The sequence below is a fragment of the Sulfurovum sp. NBC37-1 genome (assembly GCF_000010345.1).
Taxonomy (GTDB): Bacteria; Campylobacterota; Campylobacteria; order Campylobacterales; family Sulfurovaceae; genus Sulfurovum.
Genome location: NC_009663.1, coordinates 1,015,607 through 1,041,595 on the forward strand (window position 1 = coordinate 1,015,607; position 25,989 = coordinate 1,041,595).

At 47.1% G+C, this 25,989-nt stretch carries 22 protein-coding genes and 1 pseudogene; 10 read left to right on the forward strand and 13 right to left on the reverse strand.

Annotated elements, in window-relative coordinates:
* Positions 1-136: 136 nt before the first annotated feature.
* Positions 137-766, reverse strand: coding sequence for a phosphoribosyltransferase (locus SUN_RS05120; RefSeq protein ID WP_011980682.1), 630 nt, complete (start codon positions 764-766; stop codon positions 137-139).
* Positions 767-870: 104 nt separating this feature from the next.
* Between SUN_RS05120 and SUN_RS05125 the strand changes: the two genes are divergently transcribed.
* On the forward strand, positions 871-2,058 hold the full coding sequence (locus SUN_RS05125; protein WP_148154657.1) for a hypothetical protein: 1,188 nt from the start codon (positions 871-873) through the stop codon (positions 2,056-2,058).
* Positions 2,055-3,770, forward strand: a complete 1,716-nt coding sequence (gene polX / locus SUN_RS05130; RefSeq protein ID WP_011980684.1) for a DNA polymerase/3'-5' exonuclease PolX — start codon at positions 2,055-2,057, stop codon at positions 3,768-3,770. Before SUN_RS05125 ends, polX begins: the two co-directional genes overlap by 4 nt.
* On the opposite strand, the gene SUN_RS05135 is transcribed toward polX, so the two are convergent.
* The 7 genes and pseudogenes from SUN_RS05135 to SUN_RS05165 form a co-directional block, all read right to left on the reverse strand.
* A complete protein-coding gene (locus SUN_RS05135) occupies positions 3,767-4,270 on the reverse strand; it encodes a metal-sulfur cluster assembly factor (protein ID WP_011980685.1) in 504 nt (167 codons plus the stop codon). The genes polX and SUN_RS05135 overlap by 4 nt on opposite strands.
* Entirely contained in the window at positions 4,260-4,694 is a 435-nt protein-coding gene (locus SUN_RS05140; RefSeq protein ID WP_041672691.1) for a SufE family protein, read from the reverse strand. The genes SUN_RS05135 and SUN_RS05140 overlap by 11 nt, the downstream gene beginning before the upstream one ends.
* A complete protein-coding gene (locus SUN_RS05145; RefSeq protein WP_011980687.1) occupies positions 4,691-5,884 on the reverse strand; it encodes a SufD family Fe-S cluster assembly protein in 1,194 nt (397 codons plus the stop codon). The genes SUN_RS05140 and SUN_RS05145 overlap by 4 nt, the downstream gene beginning before the upstream one ends.
* Positions 5,881-6,639, reverse strand: a complete 759-nt coding sequence (gene sufC / locus SUN_RS05150) for a Fe-S cluster assembly ATPase SufC (protein WP_011980688.1) — start codon at positions 6,637-6,639, stop codon at positions 5,881-5,883. Before sufC ends, SUN_RS05145 begins: the two co-directional genes overlap by 4 nt.
* Entirely contained in the window at positions 6,636-8,072 is a 1,437-nt protein-coding gene (gene sufB, locus SUN_RS05155) for a Fe-S cluster assembly protein SufB (protein ID WP_011980689.1), read from the reverse strand. Before sufB ends, sufC begins: the two co-directional genes overlap by 4 nt.
* A 293-nt stretch (positions 8,073-8,365) precedes the next feature.
* Positions 8,366-8,995, reverse strand: a pseudogene (locus tag SUN_RS05160) (transposase); the annotation flags it as partial.
* Between the two features lie 255 nt (positions 8,996-9,250).
* Positions 9,251-9,499 carry a hypothetical protein gene (locus tag SUN_RS05165; RefSeq protein WP_041672694.1) on the reverse strand — a complete coding sequence of 83 codons (249 nt, stop codon included), beginning with the start codon at positions 9,497-9,499 and terminating at the stop codon, positions 9,251-9,253.
* A gap of 229 nt (positions 9,500-9,728) precedes the next feature.
* On the opposite strand from SUN_RS05165, the gene cls reads away from it, so the two are divergent.
* On the forward strand, positions 9,729-11,177 hold the full coding sequence (cls, locus tag SUN_RS05170) for a cardiolipin synthase (protein WP_011980691.1): 1,449 nt from the start codon (positions 9,729-9,731) through the stop codon (positions 11,175-11,177).
* A 161-nt stretch (positions 11,178-11,338) separates the two neighbouring features.
* Here the strand turns inward: cls and SUN_RS13765 are convergent, their stop codons facing one another.
* From SUN_RS13765 to SUN_RS05190, 4 genes are all read right to left on the reverse strand, one after another.
* On the reverse strand, positions 11,339-11,560 hold the full coding sequence (locus SUN_RS13765) for a gamma-glutamylcyclotransferase family protein (protein ID WP_011980692.1): 222 nt from the start codon (positions 11,558-11,560) through the stop codon (positions 11,339-11,341).
* A gap of 132 nt (positions 11,561-11,692) precedes the next feature.
* The gene (locus tag SUN_RS05180) at positions 11,693-13,288 is read right to left on the reverse strand and encodes a phospholipase D family protein (protein ID WP_011980693.1); all 1,596 of its coding nucleotides are present in this window, start codon (positions 13,286-13,288) and stop codon (positions 11,693-11,695) included.
* 144 nt (positions 13,289-13,432) lie between these two features.
* A complete protein-coding gene (locus SUN_RS05185; protein WP_011980694.1) occupies positions 13,433-15,304 on the reverse strand; it encodes a DUF2207 domain-containing protein in 1,872 nt (623 codons plus the stop codon).
* Positions 15,305-15,315: 11 nt separating this feature from the next.
* Positions 15,316-15,879, reverse strand: coding sequence for a LemA family protein (locus tag SUN_RS05190; RefSeq protein ID WP_011980695.1), 564 nt, complete (start codon positions 15,877-15,879; stop codon positions 15,316-15,318).
* Positions 15,880-15,994: 115 nt separating this feature from the next.
* Between SUN_RS05190 and SUN_RS05195 the strand changes: the two genes are divergently transcribed.
* Entirely contained in the window at positions 15,995-16,885 is an 891-nt protein-coding gene (locus SUN_RS05195) for a 5'-nucleotidase (protein ID WP_011980696.1), read from the forward strand.
* A gap of 217 nt (positions 16,886-17,102) precedes the next feature.
* A complete protein-coding gene (locus tag SUN_RS05200) occupies positions 17,103-17,609 on the forward strand; it encodes a transglycosylase SLT domain-containing protein (RefSeq protein WP_011980697.1) in 507 nt (168 codons plus the stop codon).
* 31 nt (positions 17,610-17,640) lie between these two features.
* Here SUN_RS05200 and tgt read toward each other — a convergent pair whose 3' ends face one another.
* On the reverse strand, positions 17,641-18,762 hold the full coding sequence (tgt, locus tag SUN_RS05205; RefSeq protein ID WP_011980698.1) for a tRNA guanosine(34) transglycosylase Tgt: 1,122 nt from the start codon (positions 18,760-18,762) through the stop codon (positions 17,641-17,643).
* Positions 18,763-18,847: 85 nt separating this feature from the next.
* Between tgt and SUN_RS05210 the strand changes: the two genes are divergently transcribed.
* From SUN_RS05210 to SUN_RS05230, 5 genes are all read left to right on the forward strand, one after another.
* On the forward strand, positions 18,848-20,281 hold the full coding sequence (locus tag SUN_RS05210) for a COG3400 family protein (RefSeq protein ID WP_011980699.1): 1,434 nt from the start codon (positions 18,848-18,850) through the stop codon (positions 20,279-20,281).
* A gap of 63 nt (positions 20,282-20,344) precedes the next feature.
* Positions 20,345-21,397, forward strand: coding sequence for a 3-dehydroquinate synthase (aroB, locus tag SUN_RS05215; protein ID WP_011980700.1), 1,053 nt, complete (start codon positions 20,345-20,347; stop codon positions 21,395-21,397).
* Positions 21,394-23,091 carry a mechanosensitive ion channel family protein gene (locus tag SUN_RS05220; RefSeq protein WP_011980701.1) on the forward strand — a complete coding sequence of 566 codons (1,698 nt, stop codon included), beginning with the start codon at positions 21,394-21,396 and terminating at the stop codon, positions 23,089-23,091. Before aroB ends, SUN_RS05220 begins: the two co-directional genes overlap by 4 nt.
* A complete protein-coding gene (mtaB, locus tag SUN_RS05225; protein ID WP_011980702.1) occupies positions 23,088-24,341 on the forward strand; it encodes a tRNA (N(6)-L-threonylcarbamoyladenosine(37)-C(2))-methylthiotransferase MtaB in 1,254 nt (417 codons plus the stop codon). Before SUN_RS05220 ends, mtaB begins: the two co-directional genes overlap by 4 nt.
* Entirely contained in the window at positions 24,316-25,989 is a 1,674-nt protein-coding gene (locus tag SUN_RS05230) for an AAA family ATPase (RefSeq protein WP_011980703.1), read from the forward strand. The genes mtaB and SUN_RS05230 overlap by 26 nt, the downstream gene beginning before the upstream one ends.

The following is a 25,989-nucleotide window of genomic DNA, read 5'->3' on the forward strand; positions in this document are numbered from 1 at the left end:
CACGCTTTTGTTCGTGGAAAATAGAGGAGATATGTTGTATCTCGAATAAGGAGTTTGATACTCTCTTGCAGAAAAGTTCGAAATTATAGCAGGTTTATCAGTAAAAAGATAGGGGTAAGATGGATTTCGGAGTAATTTACTCGTATTTCATCTTTTTTATCAACTCCAGTACCTCTGCATCACTCACATCATACCAGTTCTCATAGACCTGGGCCACTGCATGAAAATCCCTGGGTGATTCCAGCACGACAATCTCATCGACCAGTCTGGAAAATTCTTCTATGGCTTCACGTCCGGCTACAGGTACGGCGATTACGATCTTTGCAGCTTCCTGTTTTCTACAGAGTGTGACGGCGGCGTGCATGGTCGAGCCCATGGCTATGCCATCATCAATAAGGATCACGGTACGCCCTTTGATTTGTGGCAGAGGTTGTCCGTCCCTGAGTTTGGCGATACGTCTTTGTATCTCTCCGGCCTGTTCCTGGATGATCCTGTCGATCTCGGACTGCGGTACAAAAGAAGCGGCGAGGGTGTTGATGTAGAGTGAACCGTCTTCGGCGATGGCACCGAATCCGCTTTCCGGGTTATTCGGATAGGGAAGTTTGCGGCAAATGAGCAAGGAAAAGTCGCAATGCAGCGCCTGGGCGACCTCACATCCCAGTTCAACACCGCCTCTGGGTATGGCAAGAACCAGAGTATCAGTATCTTTGTATTTTTGAAGGGCAATCGCCAGTTTCCGACCGGCATCTTTTCGATCTTTGAACACAACAATTCCTTTTTTAGAAATTCTCTTTATTATATTTTAGCACAATTGAAAAAAATATGATAAAAATTAGGTATTATTTAATAAGAGATTCCTTTAGGAGTATAATGATGAACAAAGTGGCTATCGTTGAGACCATCATGACAAATTTTGCAAAGCGTACCTGTATCAGAGAAAGTAGCTGTGTACCGAAGCGTTATCTGTGGACCGATGCTTTTGCCGTCTGCAATTTTCTGGAACTTTACCGTCAGACAGGATTGGAACGCTACAGGGAAGATGCACTGCTGCTTGTCGACCAGGTGCATCATGTACTTGGCAGACATCGCAGCGATGACAGCCGGAGCGGCTGGATCAGCGGCCTTGATGACAGGGAAGCGGAACTGCATCCGACCATCGGTGGCCTGCGGATCGGTAAAGCTCTGAATGAGAGGAAAGAAGATGAGCCGCAGAATGAACGTCTGGAGTGGGAGCAGGACGGACAGTACTTCCATTATCTGACCAAATGGATGCATGCATTGAACCTTGTGACCGAAGTGACAGAGGATCCGAAGTATAATCGTTGGGCCATCGAACTTGCGAAAACAGCCTACGAAAAATTTACCTATCTGACGCCTTACGGAGCAAGACGTATGTTCTGGAAGATGAGTATCGACCTGAGCTATCCTCTGGTATCTTCCATGGGACAGCATGATGCACTCGATGGATACATTACTTATCTTGCATTGCAAAAGACAGCGGAACGCTATGAAAATTTTTCCGATGAACTTGATATTTCTCCTCAAATAGAAGGACTGTATCAGATGGCCAGTTCGATGGGAATGGACACGACAGATCCTCTCGGTCTGGGCGGATTGCTGAGTGATGCCTGCATCTTGGCACAGCTGGATATTGTTGAAAACAGTGAATCAACATCCAATATGCTGTTTTCCATACTGGACCATGCCCGGCAGGGGATCGGACATTTCCTTGCTGAAAAAACAGTGAAGTACCCGGCACAATACCGCCTGGCATTTCGCGAACTCGGTTTGAGTATAGGACTGCATGCGGTAGAGATCATCAAGCATCTGCTTGAGGAACATGAACTGACTGTTGCCAATGAGAAATTGTTGAGATCATTACTTGGAACACTTGGAGAGTACAGTGCTCTGCATGAATACATTGAAGCATTCTGGCAGGACAGTGAAAACCAAAAAAGCAATACCTGGATAGAACATCTCGATATCAATGCGGTCATGCTGGCTACAAGCCTGATGCCGGACGGCTACCTGCGTATAGAATGGGAAGATAGGTCATGACCGTCAGCAATGCAGAGATCGCTTCCATCTTCACCCAGATAGCCGATCTACTGGAGATCAGAGGAGAGGATCCGTTCAGAACGAGGGCATACAGGAATGCCGCACGTACCATTGAGAACCTGGGAAAAGACCTTTCAAAAATGGTCGAGGCCGGTGAGGATATTTCAAAGATCCCTACGATCGGGGAGCGCATAGCCAATAAGATCAGAGAGATCGTTCAGACCGGCAGGCTGGCAAAACTTGAATATCTCAAACACTCCTTCCCTCCGCATCTTCTTGATATTCTAAAGATAGAAGGTATCGGCCCAAAACGGGCGAAGATACTCTACCAGGAGCTGAATATCGGCTCTCTGGAAGCCTTGAGAAAAGCAGCCGAGGCACACAAGATCAGTCAGCTCAAAGGGTTCAGCGAGAAGATGGAGCAGAAGATACTCAAGGGTACGATGCTTGCCAAGAAAGAGGGGAAACGTTTTCTCTATTCTGTGGCGGAACCGCATGCCCAGGCACTTGAGGCATACCTGAAAAACTTCTCCGGAGCAGAACAGGTTACTGTTGCGGGGAGTTTCAGAAGGAGAAAAGAGACCGTTGGCGACCTGGATATTCTGGCAACTTCGAAAGATCCGGCAAAACTCATAGACTATTTCGTTAACTACCCTGGGATCAAAGAGGTCGTTTCACATGGCGATACGCGCTCCACGGTCATTCTCAACAGCGATCTGCAGGTCGATCTTCGCTGCGTGAAAGCCGAGAGCTACGGAGCGGCACTACACTACTTCACCGGCTCGAAATCGCACAATATCGCCGTACGGATCATGGCAAGGGATATGGGGATGAAGGTCAACGAATACGGCCTTTTCAAAAATGGAAAACGGATCGCGGGTGCCACAGAGGCAGAGATGTATGAGGGTGTGGGTCTTCGCTATATCGAGCCTGAGCTCAGAGAGAGTAGGGGGGAGCATACAGCTGCACGGGAGAACAGGCTTCCAAAGCTCGTAGAACAGGCGCAGATAAGGGGCGACCTGCATATGCATACCCATTACAGTGACGGGCATAACAGCATTGAAGAAATGGCGCTGGCAGCAAAAGAACACGGATACGAATATATCGCCATTACCGACCATTCCAAGCATATGAGTATCGTACACGGTATGGATGAGAAACGGGCGAGGGAACAGATGGATGAGATTGACCGGATCAACGCAGAATTGAAAGGCATCACCATACTGAAAAGTATTGAACTGGACATTCTTGAAGACGGAAGCCTGGCACTGCCGGACAGTGTGCTCAAAGAGATGGACTTTGTGGTCGCTGCGGTACACGACCACTTCGGGCTGACACAGAAGATGCAGACCAGACGGATCTTAAAGGCCCTGGAAAATCCTTACGTAAAAATACTCGCCCACCCGACAGGCAGGCTCATCGGTGAGAGGGAACCCTACAAGGTGAATATGAAACAGTTGTTCAAAGGGGTAACGGATAACGGCTGTTTCCTTGAGATAAACGCACAGCCCAAACGGCTTGATCTTAACGATATTTATGCCAAACGCGCCAAAGAGGCAGGTGTGCGTTTTGCCATTTCGACCGATTCGCACAATGCGGCATCTTTGGACTACATGAAGTACGGTGTATATCAGGCAAGAAGAGGGTGGCTGGAAGAGAAGGATGTCATCAACACCCTTTCCCTTTCAAAACTGAAAAAGCTTCTGGGTTAAAGCATTCCCATTGCCAGTTTGGCCTCGTCGCTCATTTTGCTCTGGTCCCAGGGTGGATCGAAGACGATGTCGACATCCACATTTTCAAGATACTCGACACGCTTGCTAATGCTTTTGACCAGATCAACGATGACATCGGACATGGAGCAGGTAGCAGAGGTCAGGGTCATAGTGATCTTGCACCATTTCATCAGGGAGACCTCGTTGGTCCAGCACTCTACATTGTAGATGAGGCCGAGGTCGTAGATGTTGACAGGTAGTTCCGGGTCATAGATCTTCCTGAGTTCCTCGATGACGATCTCTTTCATCTCTTCATCGCTTGGTATTTTATCCATGAATGCTTTTTTCTCTTCATCCATTCTCTCTCTGATCTCCGCTTCGGAGGGTCTTTTGACCTCGGACTTCGGTGTTTCTTCTTTTTTCCCGAACTTCTCTTCGTATGCTTTCATCTCTTCGGCCGTGGTCGGAATATCATCAATCTTTATATCTTCAGGATTCATTTGGAATCTCCTTTTCTTTACATCTTTTCGCATAGGCATACACCTTGTTTAAAAAGGCTTCCAGGCTCTGCTGTCGTACAGGGGAGAGTAGTTCTATGACACCCATCTCATGCAGTTTTTCCGGGTCGAAAGTCAGGATCTCGTCAGGCGTACGATTATTAAAAATGTCCAGCAGAAGTGTCAGCATCCCTTTGGCCATTTCTGAAGTACCTTCCCCGCGCAGAACGAGTCTGCCGTCTTTACATTTGCCGACAAGCCATGCCGCTGAGGCACATCCTTCCACAAAGGTCTCGTCGTTCTTCTCCTCTTCGGGAAGTGTGGTGTGTTTCTTTCCCAGATCGAAGATATATTCGAGTTTGTCGTTGGCTGTTGGGAAAAGATCGAAATCTTCTTTGTAACGGGAAATAGTCTCTTCCATGCTCATGATGCCTCCTTTTCGTGAAGGGTATAAAAAGCATTGTCAAACGCCTCTTTGATGCGCTCCTGCTGCCGGCTGTCCTTGACCTTCTCTATGAGCGTATTAGCAAAGGCAATGACCAGCATTTTCCGGGCTTCAGTAGCGGAAATACCGCGTGACTGGAGGTAGAAGAGCTGTTTTTTGTCCAGCTGCCCCGTTGTGGAGCCGTGTGAGGCTTCCAGTTCGTCTATGTAGATCTCCAGTTGGGGCTTTGCCGCCATGTAAGCTCTTTCATCCAGGAGGATCGCTTTGGAGTTCTGGTGTGCCTTGGTGTACCTGGCCGAATGCTCCACCTTGATCAACGCATCGAAGATCCCCCTGGCAGAGCCATCCAGAATATTCTTGGCTTCCTGTGAGGAAGTGGAGTGCATCCCTTTATGCACGATCTGCGACACGGTACCTCTTCTGGCATCGCTGTTCAGGTAGAGCAGGTGCCCCGCCTGGGCATGGGCACGCTCATCCAGTTCCATTTTTATCAGCTGCAGTCCCAGACCGCCGCCGAAATCGAATGATTTGAAAATGGCATTGGCATTTCTGCCGACCTGAATGCTGTGTGATGCCACAATGGCATAGTTCTCTGGCTGCAGGGTCTGTGTTTTGAGCATTCTGAGCGTACTGTCCGGTGCGATCCGGACGTCATGGCCGTAAAGTACCAGAGAACCGGAAATATTCGCATCTTCGAATGTCTCATTGATAGTAGCATGTCTGTTGCTTTGGTTCTCAAGAACGATGCGATAGTTGATGAGTGCATTGCTCTGTGTGAAACGGTGCACGATCTCTACATGGGCATCGCCGTCGATCTCTATCTTGATGACATGCGGTACGAGTAGGTGACCCAGGTAATAGAGCGGGTCAAAGTGTTCCATGTCGATCACCTTGCAGGCTTCATAGAAGATGCGCATTCCCTTGGGAGCAGAGATGACAGTACCGTCTACGATCTCTACCCTGTCGCTCTCTTTAATACTTTTTGGCACATAGTCGAGCGTATGATATTCTTTTGCCAGCAGAGATTCAATGTCAAAATAGCGGTAGGCTTCACCTTTTTTGGTGGGTATGCCAAGGGTGTGCAGCCTTTCAAGGATAGCTGTATGCTCATCAGCCTGTAGTAGCTGACCCATCTCCTCTGCTGTTTTGTCTCTCAGTGTGTCGAGTATCATGACTCTATATCCTCGATGATGGATTCATACCCTTCCTCTTCCAACTTTGCTACGAGCTCAGGGCCAGCCGTTTTGATGATGCGCCCTTCCTTGAGTACATGGATATAGTCAGGTTCGATGTAGTCCAGAATACGGCTGTAGTGGGTAATGACGAGAAAAGAACGTTTGCCGTCCTTCATCTTGTTGATACCCTCGGAGACCGCTCTGAGCGCATCGATATCCAGCCCGGAGTCTATCTCGTCGAGGATGATCACTTCAGGTTCGAGGATGAGCATCTGCAGGATCTCGTTACGTTTCTTCTCTCCGCCGGAGAAACCTTCGTTGAGCGAACGGCTGATCATATCCGACTTCATACCGAGCATTTCGAGATGGCTCTTCATCAGCCTGAGGAATTCGGCTGCATTGAGCTCCTCTTTCCCTTCATGCTTGCGTTTGGCATTGAGTGCGGTTCTGAGGAAATAGGCATTGTTCACACCGGGGATCTCCACCGGATGCTGAAAACTAAGGAAGATACCCTCAAGCGCTCTCTCTTCAGGCTCCATCTCTATAATGCTTTTGCCTTTGTAGCGAATGTCACCTTCCGTGACCTTTACATCATAATGCCCCACGATCGTTTTGGAGAGTGTCGATTTACCCGCGCCGTTTGGCCCCATGATGGCATGGACCTTTCCGGGTTCCAATGCAAGGTTCAAGCCCTTGAGTATCTCTTTCTCTCCGATCTTTGCATGTATGTTCTCTATCTCTAATGTTTTCATCCTACGCTTCCTTCCAATGTTAATTCCAATAATGCTTTTGCTTCTACTGCGTACTCCATAGGGAGTTGTGAAAATACTTCTTTGCAGAATCCGTGAACGATCATCGAGACGGCATCCTCTTCATTGATCCCTCTCTGTCTGAGGTAGAAGAGCTGTTCATCGCTGATCTTCGAAGTGGTGGCTTCATGCTCTATCTGCCCCTGTGTGTCTTTCGATTCGAGATAGGGGAAAGTGTGTGCCCCGCACCTGTCGCCGATGAGCAGGGAGTCACACTCCGAGTAGTTACGCGAATTTGCAGCATCCGAACCTATCTTCACAAGTCCCCGGTAAGTGTTCTGGCCTTTCATAGCCGAGATACCTTTGGAGATGATGGTCGAAGAGGTGTTCTTCCCGAGGTGGATCATCTTGGTACCCGTATCGGCCTGCTGGGCGAGGGTGGTCACAGCGACCGAGTAGAACTCGCCGACCGAGTTGTCACCTTTAAGAATGCAGCTTGGGTATTTCCATGTAATGGCAGAACCTGTCTCCACCTGCGTCCAGGAGATCTTTGAGTTGTCCCCCTTGCAGAGTCCGCGTTTGGTCACAAAGTTGTAGATACCGCCTTTGCCGTTCTCGTCTCCGGGGTACCAGTTCTGGATGGTGGAGTATTTGATCTCGGCGTCTTTCATTGTCACAAGCTCGACCACTGCGGCATGAAGCTGGTTCTCATCGCGTGTCGGCGCGGAGCATCCTTCGTTGTAACTGACGTACGAGCCTTCATCGGCTACGATGAGTGTTCGTTCGAACTGCCCGGTATTGAGCGCGTTGATACGGAAGTATGTGCTCAGCTCCATAGGGCAACGTACTCCTTTGGGAATATATACAAAAGTTCCGTCGGTGAAGACAGCCGAGTTGAGTGCCGCAAAATAATTATCCGCCATGGGAACGACGGAGAACATATATTTCTGAATGAGCTCCGGATAGTCACGTATTGCATCGGAGATGGAGCAGAAGATCACGCCGTGCTTCTGAAGCTCTTCGGAGTAGGTCGTCTTGACGGAGACCGAGTCCACGACGGCATCGACGGCGATACCCTGAAGCTGTTTCTGCTCCTCAAGGGGAATACCGAGTTTCTCATAGGCTTCGAGGATCTTCGGGTCGACTTCGTCGAGACTCTCCGGGCCGCCGGTTTTTGGGGCGGCATAGTAGGAGATAGATTGATAATCAATGGGTTCATACTCAAGGTGGGCCCAGTGGGGCTCTTCCATCGTCAGCCATTTTCTGAGGGCTTTGAGTCTGAGCTCCAGCATCCATTCGGGCTCTTCTTTCTTTTTTGAAATGAAGCGTATCGTGTCTTCATTAAGGCCTGGAGGTACGACATCGGTCTCAATATCGATCTCGAAACCAAGGTTGTATTCACCCGAGACAGCTTTGTTGAGTTCTTCGTTTGCCATCGGCATACTCCTTTAGGAGAAATTTTGTCTTATTTGTATTTATAGCACAGATAGATTAATAAGAGGTTAGCCCAAATCCGTAAATAGCTCAAGTACATTAATTCCAGAATGCAAGAATAAACGATTTCACAATTTTATACATCATAAAAGGAGATTGCTTGTTGCATTTTGTAAGAATGTATCTGTACCTGAAGGATATTGTGTACTTTTTACTAATAATGCTGTTTTTCAGGCACTATTCTGGTGTTTGAAGTTTGTGTCAAATTGATATTTTTTGGAACATTATATGTGTATCATTCCAGGGAAGCCTTATATATACGCACTCTTATAGCGTGAAACATTTCTACAAATTCTTCTTGAACTTTCAATATGATTTTTCTACTATGTTTTACAACCTTCCTTGCTAAACGATAAAACATATAGCGTATTGTGGCAACTGTATGTTTTTGCCAACTATTTTTAAGCATCTGTTTAAAAAGGATAAAAAGATTGTAAGCCAGTACCCCTATCTGAAAGTAAAATGCATTGGAGATAAAGTTTGATGAAGGAAGATAAGAGAGATTGAAACCATTTTTAAGTTCTTTGATCTGATTCTCACTTGTATCTCCACGCTTGCGATAGAATACAACAACATCTTGTGCGGACATACTTTCAGCTGCATTGGTAGCGATGACATGATAATGTTCTCTTGCAAGATCAAGTTTCTCCTCTATACTTAGCATATCCCAGATCTCCGGAAGTATAGGTGTTACTGTCTTTTTAACCACGATCATTCTAAATGCATGGTTTGTATGACTCATCGTATGCACAAACTCAGATACCTCCTCTTTTAGATGATGTGCCGTACCTTCTTTGGTTTGCAGTACTTCCCAATTTTCTATCTCTTTGATATTGGTATAGACTGAATGGTCAAGGTTTGCACCTGGGATGAATACATTGTGTGTTTAGTAGGCTAAAATATTGTAGGAATTTGAAGTAATTTTTTTGATCTATTAATCTTAGGAACCGGATGGTTTTTGGAGAAGGTATGTGATAATGGGTAGTTAGCACATTGACGTTTTTAAAAAAGGAGGAAGAATAAAAAATGTCTTTCCGGTCCCTAAGATATGTTGGAAGTATATCTTATTAAGATAAAATTAGTCTTAATTAAAATAACAATTTTTATCTTTTAGTGAAATTTAGCATACCAGCCAGTTCTCAAGCTTGAAAATGTCCGCTGTAGCGGGCATTCCTTTCCATCCGTTGCTTTCAAGATACATCATTTTGTTCCCGAAATATCCGACAATGTACTTCTCTTTGTAGATCGGAAAGGTTCCTGAATGAAACATGGCGAAGATATCTTCATGCGTTTTTGGCATTTCATACCAGGAAAAATCAAAACTGTGCAGAGCGATGATCGCAGCGTGAAGCATCTCGTTTTTGAACATAGAGTTGCTCAACAGATAAAAGGAAGGGTAGGTCACGGCAGGTTCATCCAGAAGTTCGGTGATGTAAAGGCGTTCTTTTTTCTTTTGATACAGGGGAGTATTGTATTGTAACTGAAGATATCAGACGAAAAACATGTCAAATTGTCATATTATTTTCAGATGTATGTGGTTGGCTTTACTGTGGACAAAAGAGTTGAATAAGAATATAATTCATATAAAAAGAGTTGCTATGAATTTCTGGGTGATCGCCGGCGCATTGACGCATCTGTCCATTCTTTTGCTTATCCTCGCACGCATACTGACCAGGCCGCATAGACAGCCGGCTTCCCGGATCGCATGGATCGTCGTTGTCATATCCCTTCCCATTTTGGGTATCCTGGCCTATATCGGTTTTGGAGAAGTCAATATTGGCCGAAAACGTGTAGAAAAACTGCAAAAGATCATTGAAAAAATGCGTCATGATCTGCCGACGGTCAGAGGGAATGAACCGCATCTCGCTACCAAGATCCCCAAACCTTTCACTCCGGTCTTCGCTGTCGGAAGATCCATTAACGGTTTTCCCCCTGTAGCAGGAAACATCGCGCAGCTTCCTCCAGACTCCAATACCTCGATCGACTCAATCATCTCCGATATCGATGCAGCAAAAGAGCATGTGCACCTGAGTTTTTACATCTGGCTTTCGGACAGGAACGGCCTTAAAGTCGTCGAAGCCCTCAAGCGGGCTGCAAGCAGAGGTGTTACATGCAGGGTCATGGCGGATGATATCGGTTCACGTGATATGGTACGCTCCCGATACTGGAAAGAGATGGAAGAAGCAGGTGTCAGACTCGCAGTACTGCTTCCCATAGGCAATATTCTGCTGCGGCCATTCCGGGGACGGGTCGATCTGAGAAATCACCGGAAAATAGTCGTCATAGACAACAGCATTACCTACAGTGGAAGCCAGAACTGTGCCGATCCTGAATTTCGTGTCAAACCGAAGTTTGCCCCCTGGGTGGACATCATGATGCGTTTTGAAGGGCCTGTGGCAATTCAGAACCAGTATGTCTTCGCCAGTGACTGGATGCTTCATACCGATGAGAGTCTTTATGAGCTTCTGCTCCAACCCATTACCATGCCGATGGAAGACGGCTTCACCGCGCAGGTAGTCGCTACCGGGCCGACGGAGCGCCCGACGGCTATCCCCGAAATGTTCGAATCGCTCCTTTTCACTGCGCACGAAAGGGTCATCATCACCACGCCGTATTTCATCCCGGACGAGTCCCTGCAGAATGCGCTGTGTACGACGGCATACCGCGGTGTGGAGACGATCATGATCTTTCCCCGAAGGAATGACTCATGGGTCGTTGCTGCAGCAAGCCACAGCTATTATGAAGATTTGCTCAAGGCAGGTGTAAAGATCTACGAGTATGAAGGCGGACTCCTGCATACCAAGTCGGTAACGGTGGACGATGAGATCACGCTGATCGGCTCTGCCAACATGGACAGGCGCAGTTTTGAACTCAATTATGAGAACAACATACTCTACCATGACAGCGAAATGACAGTGGCGATACGTCAGCGTCAGGAGCAGTATCTGTTCACTTCCGTTCCGGTCACTCTGGAAGAGGTAAGAGCATGGCCGTTCAGACGTCGTCTCTGGAACAACACTATTGCGATACTCGGTCCACTTTTATGAGGTACCCACCAATACCATTAAGCTAAGGGTTGTCGAAAGTGCAGAGTTTCACCCAAGGGTATTTCCTGCGGTCACTCTCACCTCTATGTTTGGTGGGACTAAAGTCCCCACTTCCAGGTAAATAATGGCATTGGAGGTGCCCATGAGATGATGTTGGTCTGTCAGGAGAGATCTTCGATCGAATCTTTCTCCTCTTTCAGCACGTAGATGTACGTCTCCACATCCAGTTCGTCGTAGCGTTCCACGGTCACTTTGGAACGAACGAACTCTTCACCCTCAAATTCATCAAGAAAGTCCCAGTGCTCACAAAGATTGTCAGAGTAGAAAAGGTAGCCGTGTACCGTGTCGTCTTTGTCACTGAGCTTGATACCCGGGTAGCCCATGGAGGCCGGACCACCCAGCGCCTATGAGCTCTCCTTGCACGGTTGCGGGTACGAACTTTCCGACGATGTTCTCAAGGACATGGCCGTGAGGACAGCCCGGCATCAGCGTTCCGTAGACGAAAAGTGTTTCCATTACAGATATCCTTCTATAGGGAAAAGAGAGAGTATGTCCGTCCCCAGAGTTTTTAGGAACCCGGCCCGGGGAGGCGTGTAGTAGACTTTCTCTTTTCCGTTCTCCAGAGTGTGCCAGACCGGTCCGTACTGTACCATGCCGTCATCTTCGGGTTCCAGTGGATGTTCGCCCCAGGTGACTCTGTAGAAATATTTCTCGTTCAGGATGGCTGAGAGTACTTTTTTATGGCCGCTTGCAAGCTTTTCGGAACTAATGATCATAAGGGTCTCGGTATTAAGCTTGTCGGACCTTGGATCGACATTGGCCGAACCGACGACGAGACGGTCGTTATCGAGAATCATCATCTTGGTATGGAGCGATGCACTGAACGTTTTTTTGATCTTTTTCTTCTTCAGGGCCGTTTTCAGGCTTGTGGGTTTCAGTTCATACAGCACGACCCCCATCTGCACCAGGTCTCTGATGTACCATCTGTAGCCGCTGTAAACGGGGAAGACATCGGTGGAGGCGAGAGAGTTCGTCACAACGGTGACTTTGATGTGCTTCTTTCTCAATGCACGCAGTTCCTTCATCAACTCTTCCCCGGGGATGAAGTAGGGCGAAACGATGATCAGGTCATGGTTGATGTGTTTCAGGTCCTCACTGATCTGTGAGGAGATATGGGTTTGCTTGTCATTCTCGTTCGTGGTGACCTTCTCGGGGTAGTCATAGTAAAAATCGGTCCGTTCCGCTACAGTCATTTGCAGGGTTTTTTGTGATATTTTCTTTAGAAAATTGGAACGGGACAAGGCAGTTCCTATAGGACTATGCTGAAACTCCCTTACTTCCTTTTCAAGATTTTTTGCCACAATTTGGTACTCCGTTTTGTCGATACTACCATTGTCCAATACCTCATCAGAGGGGACGGCCTCTTTGCTGTTCCAGTAAATGTCGAAGGAGCGGTAGATGTCAGGTACGACCTTTCCGATGGTAAGAATGTCGTAGTCAAGGAAGAGTATTTCATTATCTGCCGCGTAGTAGACATCACCGATGTTCCTTCCCCCGATGATCGCGGAGGTTCCGTCGGCAATGAGCGCTTTGTTGTGCATACGTTTGCCGAGGCGGTCGATGTCGAAGAGGAGCGCCAGGTTACGGAATGACCTTCTCAGGCGGTTGGGGTTGAAAAGACGCAGTTCGATGTTGGGATGTGCGGCCAGTATGGCAAATTCCCTGTCTTTGCCCGTTGTAATAAGGTCATCGAGCAGTATGCGGATCTTTACGCCCCTTTGGGCCGCTTTGAGCAAATGGTAAGAGAAGAAATTCCCCGTTCGGTCATCTTCATAAATGTAGTACTGTACATCCAGGCTTGTGCTGGCATGGTCGATCAGGAATATTCTTGCGGCAAGAGCATCCATGGGTTTTTCAAGTGGATAAAAGGCGGAATGCTTACCAAGGGGCCTGTCCGTCCTGGCCAGGTAATGGAGCAGCGGTGCTTTCCCTTTGGGAAGCTTGGTGAAACTTTTCTGTTTGGGCGGCAAGGATGCAGGGCTGCTATGGTTGCAGGCGGAAAGAAAGAGAAGGGTGGCAGCCAGTACTGCGGTATGTAAAAAACGGGACATCTCTTTCTTCCTTCCTGCTCAATTTTTTTGGAAAAAGTATAGCCAAGAGTCTCTTATTGTGTCATGCAGTCCAAATGAAAAACTGTAATAAGGTGAGGGGAAAAAGCGTTAGGAAGGGAAGTATTCCGGCGTTTGGAATTGGAATTACCAACTTCCGCCGCCACCGCCACCGCCACCGCCTCCGGAGAACCCTCCTCCCCCTGAAAAACCGCCACCGCCGCTCATACCGCTGCTTGAAGGCGGTGTGGATGTTGTCGCAACATTGGAAGCGAAATTATCTAGATCATCGAGATCTCCGTGATACCAGTCGGGTGAAGCAACCCCCATCAGAGGGAAAAAAGAGAGCCAGTGTTTTGTCTCATCAAAGAGAACAGCATAGGGCAGGGTTTTTTCAAGATAGAGAGGGTCGAGTGCCAGTCGTCTTTTGAGCTCATCTTTTTTGACGCGCGCTACGAACTCCTTGAAGCCGAGAAGCTGCTTGTGGGCATAGGCACCCTTCTGGGTGTATTTCCCTATTTTTTTATAGGTATAGAAGAGTGCAAGAAGTAAGACGATGAACACGCCGAGCGGACCGGTCAGCAGTCCGCTCAGCGACATATCCGATTGAAGCAGACTGAGCAGAGGCCCTGAACCCGCCACTGCAAAAATGAGTCCGTAAAGCTTATAGGACCAGCCTTTATTCGAGAACGCTATACCAAGCCCAGCACCGATGAAAACAATGGGAAAGAGCAGTAGGAAGATCACGTCTATGCCATAGGTTCGATAAAAGGTATAGACCAGAAGTGCAAAAGCGGGAAGCAGCCATAGAATGCTCTTGATAAGAAAGCTGTTTCTCGTTTTTTGGGGATTCTCTCCCATATATCCCTGCATGACAGACCATAGGTAGAGTTTTTCATTGATGGCATCAAAGCCTTTGCGCAGTTTTTTCGCTTTCGCTTCCGATTGTTTTGAGAGAACAAAGCTGTCCGTACCGTTGAAGAGTATCTTCTCAAGCAGGTATCTTTGGTCCCCAGTAAGCTCTTTGGTATCTTTGTCCAAGCGTTTGAGCAGAGGGTCGACCTTCTTTGATTCATGATATATTTCAAGATAACCGAGCTGCGCCAGTTCCAAGATCGCTGCGGCAAAATCTTTGTCATCGGCAAATTTATCGAGAATAAGCCCTGACTGCAAAAGACTGAGACCTTCTGGCGGTCCGTAGCGTACAGCAATGGAGCGGCGATCCTCAAATCCGGTATGCAGCTTGAGCGCCCGGTAAAAATAGAACAGATAGCCAACAAGCGCACCCCAGTGCCAGTGGGCAAGAAACCATTCAGCAAAAGAGGCCTTGACATTGTCCCGGCCGTTCTGACCCAGTGTATCGGCAGGATAGGCAAGTTCGACCGTGGCACCCTCGTAAGGCTGCAAAGAGGGTACCTTTACCTGAAGATGCTGCGGATTCATCCATCTGCTCGTTGCACCCGATGCGGTCTCTCCATACTCTCCGGTATAGGTCGAGACTGCAACCATTTGCCGGTTCAGCGAAGGAGGGAGGTAAATGTTGGCCGTCACATTCCGGATGGGAACGGCCCAGCCTGTCCCGATGATGTTCCAGCGTATGGCATCGTCGTATTCATTCTGTGCGGCTGGCAGGATACCTTTCTTGACACGGTAGGAGATGGTGTAAAGGTGATTGCCCGTAACAAAAGCACCGGAATTTCCGATCTTGAGACGTATGACCTTTCCGGCCTTTGCCGAGTCCATGACAGACTTCTGCCAGATCACTGGCTTTTCGTCCATCTGCACAGAAAATGCGTGCAGACCAAGATCTTTGATGACGCCGCTGTACTTTATGGTAAAGGGAATATCACGGAAAATACCGTGTTTTGACGCATTTTCAAAGTCATAGTCAATGGATTCTTTGATGGCGAGTTCACCGCTCTGTTCAACAGTGATGTTGACGGTATAGGCGCTGATGCGCTCTGCCCAAAGCTGTGTCGCACACAGAAGAAGCAGAGTGAGAAAGGTTTTTTTCAGCATGAAGGAGCTACTTAAAGGTCGATCTTCGGCATTTTTTTGACCGCTTCGGCTTCGCTCTCGTCCAGCTGGAAGTATTCACGCGGTTTGAAGTTGAATTTCTGTGCAACAAAAAGGTCGGGGAAGGACTCAAGTTTTGCATTGTAGTCTCTGACAATGGCATTGTAGTAGCGTCTTGCATTCTGAATGGTCTCTTCCAGACGGCTCAGTTCACCCTGAAGATGCAGAAAATTTTCATTGGCTTTAAGATCTGGGTAGGCTTCCGCCAAAGCGAAGAGTTTGCCCAACGCACCTGAAAGCATATTGGCCGCGGCGGCTTTTTCATCTACAGAAGTTGCGGTAAGGCCAACCTGACGCGCCTTAATGACCTTTTCAAGTGTATCGGCCTCGTATTCTTTGTATCCTTTAACCGTATCGACCAGTGCCGGTATGAGATCGTAGCGCCGTTTAAGCTGTACATCGATGTCAGACCAAGCGGCATCAATGCCGGCTCTCAGTGAAACGAACTTGTTATAGATCGAGATCAGATATACGCCGATACCCACGATAATAAGCAGTATTATATTTCCAAAACTCATATTTTTAACCTCCAGATATAATGATTATTAACATTATATCAAATATTTGTGTCAAAAAAGTGCTAAAATATATAGAATACAAGTTTGTGTTATACTTCCCTAAAAAAGAATAATTATGGCCTATGACCTTCAGGACAAACTCGTTATCGCTATCTCATCCCGTGCATTGTTCGACCTGGAAGAGGAGAATGCCATTTTTGACAGAGATGGGCTGGAGAGCTACTACAAACACCAGCTTGAACACCTTGACAACCCTCTTGCAAAAGGTTCGGCTTTCAGGTTCGTCCAGAACCTGCTTGCGATAAATAAGAAGTTCGATAACAAACTCATTGAAGTGATCATCCTCTCACGGAACAATGCGGCTACGGGTCTTCGCATAGGACGCTCCATCGAGCACTATGCCCTCGATATCGAACGTACAGGCTGGACGGCCGGTACACCTGTCGCACGCTATCTCAATGCTTTCAAAGTTGATCTTTTTCTCTCGGTTTATGCACCGGATGTGGAAGAAGCGGTCAATTCGGGAGTGGCTGCAGCCACCATACTTCCTCATACGCCCATTACTTCCGAAGAGAGTGATATGGTCAAAATAGCCTTCGATGGTGACGCAGTGATCTTCGGAGATGAGAGCGAACGTGTCTATCAGAAAGAGGGGTTGGAAGCTTTCATCGAGCATGAACGCCGTAATGCCAAAAACCCGCTCAGCAAGGGGCCTTTCTTTAAGTTCCTCAAAACGATCTCGGAGATACAGGATAAATTCCCTATGGAGTCCTCTCCCATTCGTACGGCATTGATCACGGCGCGGAACTTCTCCACACATGAGAGAGTGCTTGGGACACTGGAGGGATGGGGTGTCCGTGTTGACGAAGCCTTTTTTCAGGGTGGCGTACAGAAATATGAGGTGGTAAAAGCCTTTGGAGCAGATATTTTCTTTGATGACCAGGATGCACATCTGGAATATACGGCCAAAGAGACACCCTCTGCAAAAGTGCCGTACCAGCATTGATACTATTTAATATTATACCTCATTTATTTTGACTACTTAAATTTAAGTTAAGTATTTGTTATTTTTCGATTAATTAAATTTATGTAATATTCCGAAATCAAATAATAAAGGATCAACTATAGTAGCAAATATATATCAGATCAGAAACCAGCAAAACAAAACCTTTTTTTCAAAACTATCAAGCAGATTAATCACCAACAGACTCTTTGCCGTTATTGTGACACTATTTATCACTACGACATCTTCCAATGCCTATGCCAAACTGGCCAAGACGGCAGGCTTGAAGCCGGCCACTATGAAACAGATCGTTAAAAAAGTGGTAAAAGTGGAAAGCACTACGGGAAGCTATCATGCGCACAACCGTAAGAGCGGTGCTTATGGACGTTACCAGATCATGCCTAAAACGGCCAGAGCCTATGCTAAGAAACTACATATCCCCTACAGCAAATGGAAACAGCCCAGAAACCAGGACAGGATATTCGAAGCGATCATGGCAGACAATATCCGCAGTTTGAAGCGTAACGGTCTCAAAGTGAATGCTTTTTCCATTTACGGTACACATCAGCAGGGTGCCGGCGGTTTTCATGCCATCATGAAAAGCAAAAAACTCAGCAAAAATCTTGAAAGAAACCTTCGAAACAATCTTCCCAAAAGATTGAGCAGAGTGCACAGAAGCAAACTCAGACTTGTGTGGATGAGATATTGGAAGAAAAAATTCGCATAATCTTTCAGGTTTCTTCCTTTGGAGGTACCTCTTACTTTCCTCTTTTCCTGTAGAACGTTACTTTGAAATCATTAAAGCGTTCTTCAAGAATCGCTTCTCTCATCTCTTTCATCAAATTCAGATAATAATACAGGTTGTGGATCGTCGCCAGCCTGAAATAGGTGATCTCCCTTGAACGGAAGAGGTGTCTCAGGTAGGCACGTGAGTAGGTTTGGCAGACCATACAGCCGCATTCCGGGTCGATGGGGCCTGCATCGGTCGTGTATTCCGCTTTCTTGATATTTACTTTCCCAAAAGAGGTAAAGAGCGTTCCGTTCCTTGCATTTCTTGTCGGCATGACACAGTCGAACATATCTACACCTCTCGAGACATTCTCCACCAGGTCCTCGGGTGTACCCACACCCATGAGGTAGCGCGGTTTCTCCTCGGGCATGAACTGCGTGGTCCATTCCACAGTATCGTACATATCCTGGTTGGCTTCCCCCACGCTCAATCCTCCAATGGCAAAACCGTCATAGTCGAGCCTGCAGAGTTCTTTGGCTGACTTCTCTCTGAAAGCTTTGTCCGTTCCGCCCTGAATGATCGCAAAGATGTTCTGGTCGACACCGATCCCTTTTTTCTGGTTCGCTCTGTGGTAGGTGATGGACTCCTCTGCCCAGCGTGTCGTACGTTCGATACTCGCTTTGATGCGTTCCTGTGTTGCCGGCAATGCGACCAGGTCGTCGAGGATCATCATGATATCAGAACCGAGATTGTTCTGTATGTCAATGACCTTCTTGGGAGTGAAGTAGTGCTTGGAGCCGTCAAGGTGACTTCTAAAAGTGATGCCGCCTTCATCGATCTTGACGTTGTCTGAGAGCGAGAAAGCCTGGAAACCTCCCGAATCGGTCAGAAAGCTTTTGGGATATTTGGTAAAACCGTGCAGCTTTCCCATGGTTTTGATGACCTCGTCACCGGGACGAATGTAGAGATGGTAAGTGTTCCCTAAAATGATCTCCGGCTTGATGAAAGTGGCAAGGTCGGTTGCATCGAGGGCCTTGACGGCGCCGACGGTGCCCACAGGCATGAAAACAGGTGTCTGAATGGTGGAGTGGGCAGTTTTTATGGTGCAGGCTCTGGCCTTGCTGTCGGTTTTATCTATCTGAAAATGCATTGTGTTATAATATCTCCCAAATTAATGCTGTGATTATATCTGAATTTCCATTTTGAAATGCAGGTTGAAGCCAAATAGGTCATCAATGAAGAATATCCTTATACTCGCCGACGGCAGTATCGCCAAACATTTCCTGGAGTGGGTCGACAAGAAGAGGGTGGCGGAGAACCATTACTATGTCACCTACTACAATGATGATGTACTTCCTGAAAAACTGGGAAAGAATATTACACTGATCAAGGCAGATCCCACCAGTTTCTCCAAGCTTGACAAGATCATGATGGAAGTGAAGTATACTCTCGTTTTCATCGTCATGCAGGATATTGACGATACGAAATATGCGCTGAACAACATACAGCTTCTTGATGACAAAGCCAGAATAGTACTGGTGAACCAGTGGGATGAAGAGACAGTGGGAGAAGGGTTGGAGAATGTGATACTTCTCCATGTCGACGATCTGATAGCGGCACATCTGTATGACCATCTTCCCAATGTACCTGTCGTCGCCCAGAATGTCGGTTTGGGGCAGGGGGAGATCATGGAGGTCCATGTTCCGTTTGGAAGCACCTATGCCTTCAGACATGTGGGCTCCATTCTGCAGAGAAAATGGAAGATCGCTGCGATCTACCGTAACGACAAGCAGATTATCCCCAACAACGCCACGATGATACGCCCGAACGATACCCTGTTGATACTGGGAAAACCCATCGTGCTCAACGGCGTCTACAAGACCATCAACAAACGTATCGGTCTTTTCCCCGAACCATTCGGGCGGGATCTCTTCCTGATACTGGATCTTCGTTTTGACCATGACAATGCCCTGATCTATCTCAAAGAGAGTATCTACCTTCTGGAGAAATTGGAAGAAAAAAAACTCTATATACGCATTCTCTATCCCAATGACTTTAAACTGGTAGAAGAGCTTAAGAGCTATGAAACAGAAAATATCATCATCAGTACCTGTTATGATGATCAGGATATCAAAACGCTCATAGAGTATGACATCCAGCAATACGATATAGGACTGGTACTTAACAGTATAGAACGTTTTGAATCGGAAGACCTCAAAGAAACGCTGTATGAGCTTAGAAAAGTGGTTTATCTTTTCGGTGATGACCTGCTTTACAATGTCAAAGAAGCAGTGGTTTTGATGGAAAATGAAAAAGAAAAGATGGAATCCATCTCGTCCACGGCATTTGATATCTCCGAATCACTCGAACTCAAACTCTCTCTTTGTGATTTTGATCCGGAAGGTGATTTTGACAGCAAAAAGATCATCATCGAACACTACGAGACGCTGACACATATTTTTGGTATGGACATTCACATAGAACAGAAGATCGCCAATCCGATCAGAGAGTTGGACAATATGGTGGATGTACTCCAGATAGGCGCTTTTGAAAAAGAGCTGAACACATACAATGTCATGCGGCTGATCTCGACGAAGGTGAGCGACTTCCTGCTTACTACGAAAAAACACCCCAAACTTCTGGTGCCTTTTGCGCTGAGCGAGGGATGATAGTGCATATTAAGGGCATTTAAGATAAAATAAAAGCATTATCTTTATGCAAGGTTATCCCAAATGATCGTCCCTATTGAACTGGCCCATACAAAAAACATTACCTACGATATCACTATCGATGCACTCCCCCAACTTACTTTCGATACCAAAGTTGCCGTAGTGACCAATCCCACTGTGGCGGGTTACCACCTTCAAACACTGCTTGCACACATAAAAGCACCGCAGCTTGAGGTGATCACCGTACCCGACGGAGAGGAATACAAGACACTTGAGACGGTAGAGACGATCCTCAATGAGCTTTTTGAACATAAGTTCGACAGAAAATCCCTTCTGATCGCATTTGGCGGCGGGGTCATTGGAGACATGACCGGGTTTACGGCAAGTCTTTACCAGCGCGGGATCGATTTCATTCAAATCCCTACGACACTGCTTTCACAGGTCGATGCGAGTGTTGGAGGGAAAACAGGTGTAAACAACAGGTATGGCAAGAACCTTATCGGTGCGTTCTACCAGCCAAAAGCGGTCTATATCGATCCCGCATTTTTGAAAACCCTTCCTTCGAGGGAATTTTCAGCCGGTGTGGCAGAGATCATCAAAATGGCGGTGATGTTTGACAAAGACTATTTTGAATTCCTGGTCACTGCCGATCTGAGCGATGAAGAGGTACTCAAAGAGACGATACGTAGAAGCGTAGAGCTCAAAGCCTGGGTAGTCAACCAGGATGAAAAGGAAGCAGGGATACGCGCCGTACTCAACTATGGACACACCTTCGGCCACGTGGTCGAGAACGAGACCGGCTATACTACCTATCTTCACGGTGAAGCCGTTGCGATCGGTATGGTCATGGCAAACGCGCTGGCAGTCGAACTTGGCCTGTTGGGTGAAACCGAGGCTGATCGTATCAAAGCACTTTTGGAAAAAGCTTCTCTGCCGACACACTACACGATCAAAGATGTGGATGATTTCTATGAGCACTTCTTCCTGGACAAGAAGAGTGCGAACAACAGTATAAAATTCATTTTGCCTGAAGGCATAGGCGGACATAAAATTGTCAGCGATATCGATGAGAGCGTGGTAAAGAATGTTTTGAAGAAGTTTGAGGAAGAGGTATGATGCACAGGCTTCTTGCTGTTTCACTCCTGTGCAGTATGCTTCTTTTTGCGGCGCCGGCCACAGAGCAGAACGGGACGGTTGCCGTAACACATACGGTTCAGGAGAACAATCAAAGCGTCACCACACTGCAAAGAAAATCCGGTGATGCGCAGGCCAAGGCCAGGCAACTCAAAGCCCTGATAGAGAAAAAGCAGGCACTCGATAAGAAACTGCTCGACAACAACATCTGGTCAAAGATCTACAGCAACTATCATACTTACATGGAACTGAGGAAACAAAAAGAGCATCTGGATGATCAGATGGCCATTCTCGATAACAAATACAAACGAACAAAAGAGGAAGAGAAAGCCTTTGAAATGCTCAAAAGCAAGCGCTCCATTATCGAGGGGAAGCTGCAGTTGCTCAAAGAGTACGAAAGTGATCCTTTCAAAAAATTCTTGAAGCCGCCGGAAATTACCGATGTTCCAACCGTGGGAAATCCTTTGGCGATCATCTCTGCTCTTTCCTACATCAAGAAACTCAAAACGGATGAAACAGAATACGAGAGCCGGTATGAATCCATAAAAAAAGTCATGGAGAAACTCGAGGAGAGGAAGCTGCTTCTCAAGAAGATACTCCTCTACGATGCGAACAACACAAAATACAAAGAGGAGCTTTTAGATACCGAAGAGAAGATCAAAACATTCACACCGGTTGTCGAGATTTTCAAGACCACGCAAAATGTATATACCAAAAAGATCGACGAACTGACACTCAATCTTCGTGCAGACATCAAAAGAGAGATGGAGAAGGCCAGCAACATCGGTATGATCATCCTCTTTTTCATTCTTTTTATCCTGCTGATCAAGTATCTTGTTCGACGCTACATGTCGGACAATGACCGCTTTTACACCATAAATAAAGCGTTGAATTTTACTTTTGTGACACTGATGCTGCTGACACTGCTTTTTGCCTATATAGAGAATGTGAACTATATCGTGACCATTCTTGGGTTCGCCTCCGCGGGTATTGCTATTGCGATGAAGGACTGGTTCATGTCTATTATGGGCTGGTTCGTCATTATCATCGGCGGTGCCATTCATGTAGGGGACAGAGTGAAATTTGTACGTGAAGGTGTGGAGTATGTGGGAGATGTCGTCGATATCTCTTTGCTGCGTATGACCATTCAGGAAGACATTACCTTAACGACCTATATGCACAACAGAAGAGCAGGGCGGATCATATTTGTACCCAATAATTTCATTTTTACCGATATGGTCGCCAACTATTCACATGCAGGCCTGAAAACGGTATGGGACGGTATAGATTTCATGATCACCTTTGATTCCAATGTTACAAAAGCCTCTTCCATTGCAAAAGAAGTCACCAAAAAATATGCCAAAGGCTATACGGAGATCACCCGGAAACAGCTAAATAAACTCAGAAGCCAGTACAGTATGAAAAATACCAATGTAGAGCCTCGCATCTATACCTTCATTGAGCCGTATGGTATCAAGATCTCCGCCTGGTACCATACCAATGCCTATGCGACACTGACACTGAGAAGTACGATCTCCATGGAGATCATAGAGCGACTGCAGGCTGAGAACGACATCTTCCTCGCCTTCCCGACACAGTCTATCTATGTTGACAAGGATGTGCGAAAGCCTCTGCCTCCCGAAGAGATACAGTATGATGAGGATACGCTGGCATGAGTAGTAAAAAAGTCTTTTTCAAAACCTTCGGATGCCGTACCAATCAGTTTGACACGCAGGTGATGATGTCCAAGCTCAGTGAGTTCGAACTCTCACAGGACGATACGCAGAGCGATATCATTGTGGTCAACTCCTGTACGGTCACGAACGGAGCGGACTCTTCTGTGCGGAACTATATCTCCTCCATACAGCGAAAGAACCCCAATGCAAGGGTCATTCTGGCAGGCTGCGGTTCCCACTCCAAAGGGGAAGCGCTTTTCGAAGATGAAAAAGTATTTGGTGTCATGGGACACTCAGAGAAAGAGAATATCAACGAGATCCTCAAAAAAGAGACACGTTTCTACGAGATCGGTGACCTGGAGCATATCGATTCCACCATCGTTGAAGAATTTGTCGGAAAGAGCAGGGCATTCATCAAGATACAGGAGGGCTGCGACTTCAGATGCTCCTACTGTATCATCCCCGCAGTACGCGGGAATGCACGCTCACACCGAGAAGAGACTATCCTCGAGCAGATCAGAAAACTGGCCGCCAACGGTTTTGGCGAGTTCATACTCACAGGCACCAATGTCGGCTCCTACGGGAGAGACCATGACACCTCCATGGCAAAACTGCTCAAAAAGATGAGTATGATCCGCGGTGTGCGTCGCATCCGTATAGGGAGTCTCGAACCCGTTCAGATCGACGATGAGTTTATGGAACTGCTGAGTGAACCCTGGATGGCGAAACATTTGCATATCGCGCTGCAGCATACTTCTGATCGGATGCTCGAACTGATGAACCGCCGTAACAGATTTGCTACAGACCTGGAACTTTTTCACCGGATCGCAGAGAAGGGCTATGCGCTGGGGACGGACTACATCGTAGGGCATCCCGGAGAAGATGAGAAGGAGTGGAAGGAAGGTATTTCCCGTGTCAAGGAACTACCTTTGACACATGTGCATGCCTTCTCCTACTCCAAGCGTGACAATACCGCTTCGGCTGTTATGAAACCCGAAATTCGGGGTAACATCGCAAAAGAGCGCCACCGTGAGCTGACGGCACTTGTCAAAGCAAAGAACTTCCTTTTTCGGCGTGAGCACAACTGTGATCTCGAAGTATTGCTGGAGAGCGGCAAAAACGGCATCTATAGCGGATTCGATCAGTATTTCAACCGTGTACAAGTAGAAAGTGATGAGGATCTCAGTGCGAACTGGGTACTTCTCAATCAAGTGGAGGTAGGCAGTGAAAGCAACAGCGCAAGACTTTAGATCCAAACTCTTCGACAAAAAAAACCTGAAGATCATCCTCACACTCTCAGGTCTGGTCGTTCTTCTGCTTGCCTACACGGCACTGCGTGATACGGATACCCTGATCACGCACAAGCAGGCCAACATCCTCTACAGCAAGGACAAGATCAAAAAGGTGATCGTGGACGGAGACTATATCCATCTCAAAACGGATGGAGGAAACTACAAGATCTATAAAAATGCCATCAATACGGCCGCTTTTTTCAGCAAATATCCTGTGGAGGTAAAAGAGGATAAAGGCTATATCTTCGATCTGCTTTTGCTGCTGATCCTGCTCGGCTCCATCGGCTATCTTTTCCGAATGATGAAAGTGAACCGTCTGCAGCAGCTCAGACAGATCCGCGGTGCGAGAGAAGAGAATGCAGAGATCTACGAACCGGTCCAGGCACTTAAGTCAAACGTGACCTTCAAGGATGTCGCAGGGATCAAAGATGTCAAAGAGGAGCTCGAAGAGATCATCGACTTCCTTCGTGAGCCGCAGAAATACCGTGACATGGATATACGCCTCCCCAAGGGTGTGCTGCTTGTAGGCCCTCCAGGTGTGGGTAAAACACTTATTTCCAAGGCGGTCGCGGGAGAAGCAGGTGTACCGTTCTTCTATCAAAGCGGTGCTTCTTTCGTGCATATTTATGTGGGTATGGGTGCCAAGCGTGTGAGCGAACTTTTCAAAAAGGCCAAGCAGATGGCACCGAGTATCATTTTTATAGATGAGATAGATGCCGTGGGGAAGAGCAGGGGAGAGTTCAGGAATGATGAACGTGAAGCGACGCTCAATCAACTCCTAACCGAAATGGACGGTTTTGAAGAGAGTTCCGGTGTCATCGTTATTGGTGCGACCAACAAGATCGATGTGCTGGATGAAGCCTTGCTTCGGGCAGGGCGTTTTGACAGACGTATCCATATCTCCCTGCCGGACCTTGAGGACAGGATGAAAATACTCGAACTCTACCTGGCACACAAACCAAACAATGTGGACATCGAAAGTGTAGCGCGTATGACCGTCGGTTTCAATTCGGCTGCGCTGGATACCCTGACAAATGAAGCAGCGATCTATGCCATGAGAGAGGGGCGAAAGGTCGTTGAGAACAGTGACTTCGAAGCGGTCAAGGAGAAGGTACTGCTGGGCAAACGCAAGATACTCAGCTTTACGGAAGAAGAGCGGAAGATACAGGCTGTCTATCAGGGAGCCAAAGCGGTCGTAGCCACCTGGCTGGACGTCGAGTTCGAGAAGATCGGGATCGTTACTACCCGACTCTCCGTTCAGGAACACGAGATACTTTCCCGTTCCAAACTCATCAACCGTATCAAGGTCTATCTTGCCGGAAGCATTGCGACAAAATTGCACTATAATGAACAGTTCAACAATGCCGGTACCGACATCAGGCAGGCTAAAGAGTTGCTCAATAAAGTGATATACGACTACTGGATGAGTGAAGACTTCATTGTCAATCCGCATAAGGAAGAGGAGCTGATGCGTGAAATGGTCTCGGAAGTGACCGACCTTCTCAAAAAACTCGGAAAAGCACTCTCAGATGTTTCCGAGTATCTTCTTCAGCATGAAAACATAGACCAGGAAGCGTGTAGAAAAATACTGCTGGAGATATTTTAA

Excerpts from the sequence above, each read along its gene's own strand:
- SUN_RS05125 (WP_148154657.1), top strand. The coding sequence starts at position 871 with ATGATGAACAAAGTGGCTATCGTTGAGACCATCATGACAAATTTTGCA.
- polX (WP_011980684.1), top strand. The coding sequence starts at position 2,055 with ATGACCGTCAGCAATGCAGAGATCGCTTCCATCTTCACCCAGATAGCC.
- SUN_RS05135 (WP_011980685.1), bottom strand. The coding sequence starts at position 4,270 with ATGAATCCTGAAGATATAAAGATTGATGATATTCCGACCACGGCCGAA.
- SUN_RS05140 (WP_041672691.1), bottom strand. The coding sequence starts at position 4,694 with ATGAGCATGGAAGAGACTATTTCCCGTTACAAAGAAGATTTCGATCTT.
- SUN_RS05145 (WP_011980687.1), bottom strand. The coding sequence starts at position 5,884 with ATGATACTCGACACACTGAGAGACAAAACAGCAGAGGAGATGGGTCAG.
- sufC (WP_011980688.1), bottom strand. The coding sequence starts at position 6,639 with ATGAAAACATTAGAGATAGAGAACATACATGCAAAGATCGGAGAGAAA.
- sufB (WP_011980689.1), bottom strand. The coding sequence starts at position 8,072 with ATGGCAAACGAAGAACTCAACAAAGCTGTCTCGGGTGAATACAACCTT.
- SUN_RS05165 (WP_041672694.1), bottom strand. The coding sequence starts at position 9,499 with ATGTTCAAAAACGAGATGCTTCACGCTGCGATCATCGCTCTGCACAGT.
- cls (WP_011980691.1), top strand. The coding sequence starts at position 9,729 with ATGAATTTCTGGGTGATCGCCGGCGCATTGACGCATCTGTCCATTCTT.
- SUN_RS13765 (WP_011980692.1), bottom strand. The coding sequence starts at position 11,560 with ATGGGCTACCCGGGTATCAAGCTCAGTGACAAAGACGACACGGTACAC.
- SUN_RS05180 (WP_011980693.1), bottom strand. The coding sequence starts at position 13,288 with ATGTCCCGTTTTTTACATACCGCAGTACTGGCTGCCACCCTTCTCTTT.
- SUN_RS05185 (WP_011980694.1), bottom strand. The coding sequence starts at position 15,304 with ATGCTGAAAAAAACCTTTCTCACTCTGCTTCTTCTGTGTGCGACACAG.
- SUN_RS05190 (WP_011980695.1), bottom strand. The coding sequence starts at position 15,879 with ATGAGTTTTGGAAATATAATACTGCTTATTATCGTGGGTATCGGCGTA.
- SUN_RS05195 (WP_011980696.1), top strand. The coding sequence starts at position 15,995 with ATGGCCTATGACCTTCAGGACAAACTCGTTATCGCTATCTCATCCCGT.
- tgt (WP_011980698.1), bottom strand. The coding sequence starts at position 18,762 with ATGCATTTTCAGATAGATAAAACCGACAGCAAGGCCAGAGCCTGCACC.
- SUN_RS05210 (WP_011980699.1), top strand. The coding sequence starts at position 18,848 with ATGAAGAATATCCTTATACTCGCCGACGGCAGTATCGCCAAACATTTC.
- aroB (WP_011980700.1), top strand. The coding sequence starts at position 20,345 with ATGATCGTCCCTATTGAACTGGCCCATACAAAAAACATTACCTACGAT.
- SUN_RS05220 (WP_011980701.1), top strand. The coding sequence starts at position 21,394 with ATGATGCACAGGCTTCTTGCTGTTTCACTCCTGTGCAGTATGCTTCTT.
- mtaB (WP_011980702.1), top strand. The coding sequence starts at position 23,088 with ATGAGTAGTAAAAAAGTCTTTTTCAAAACCTTCGGATGCCGTACCAAT.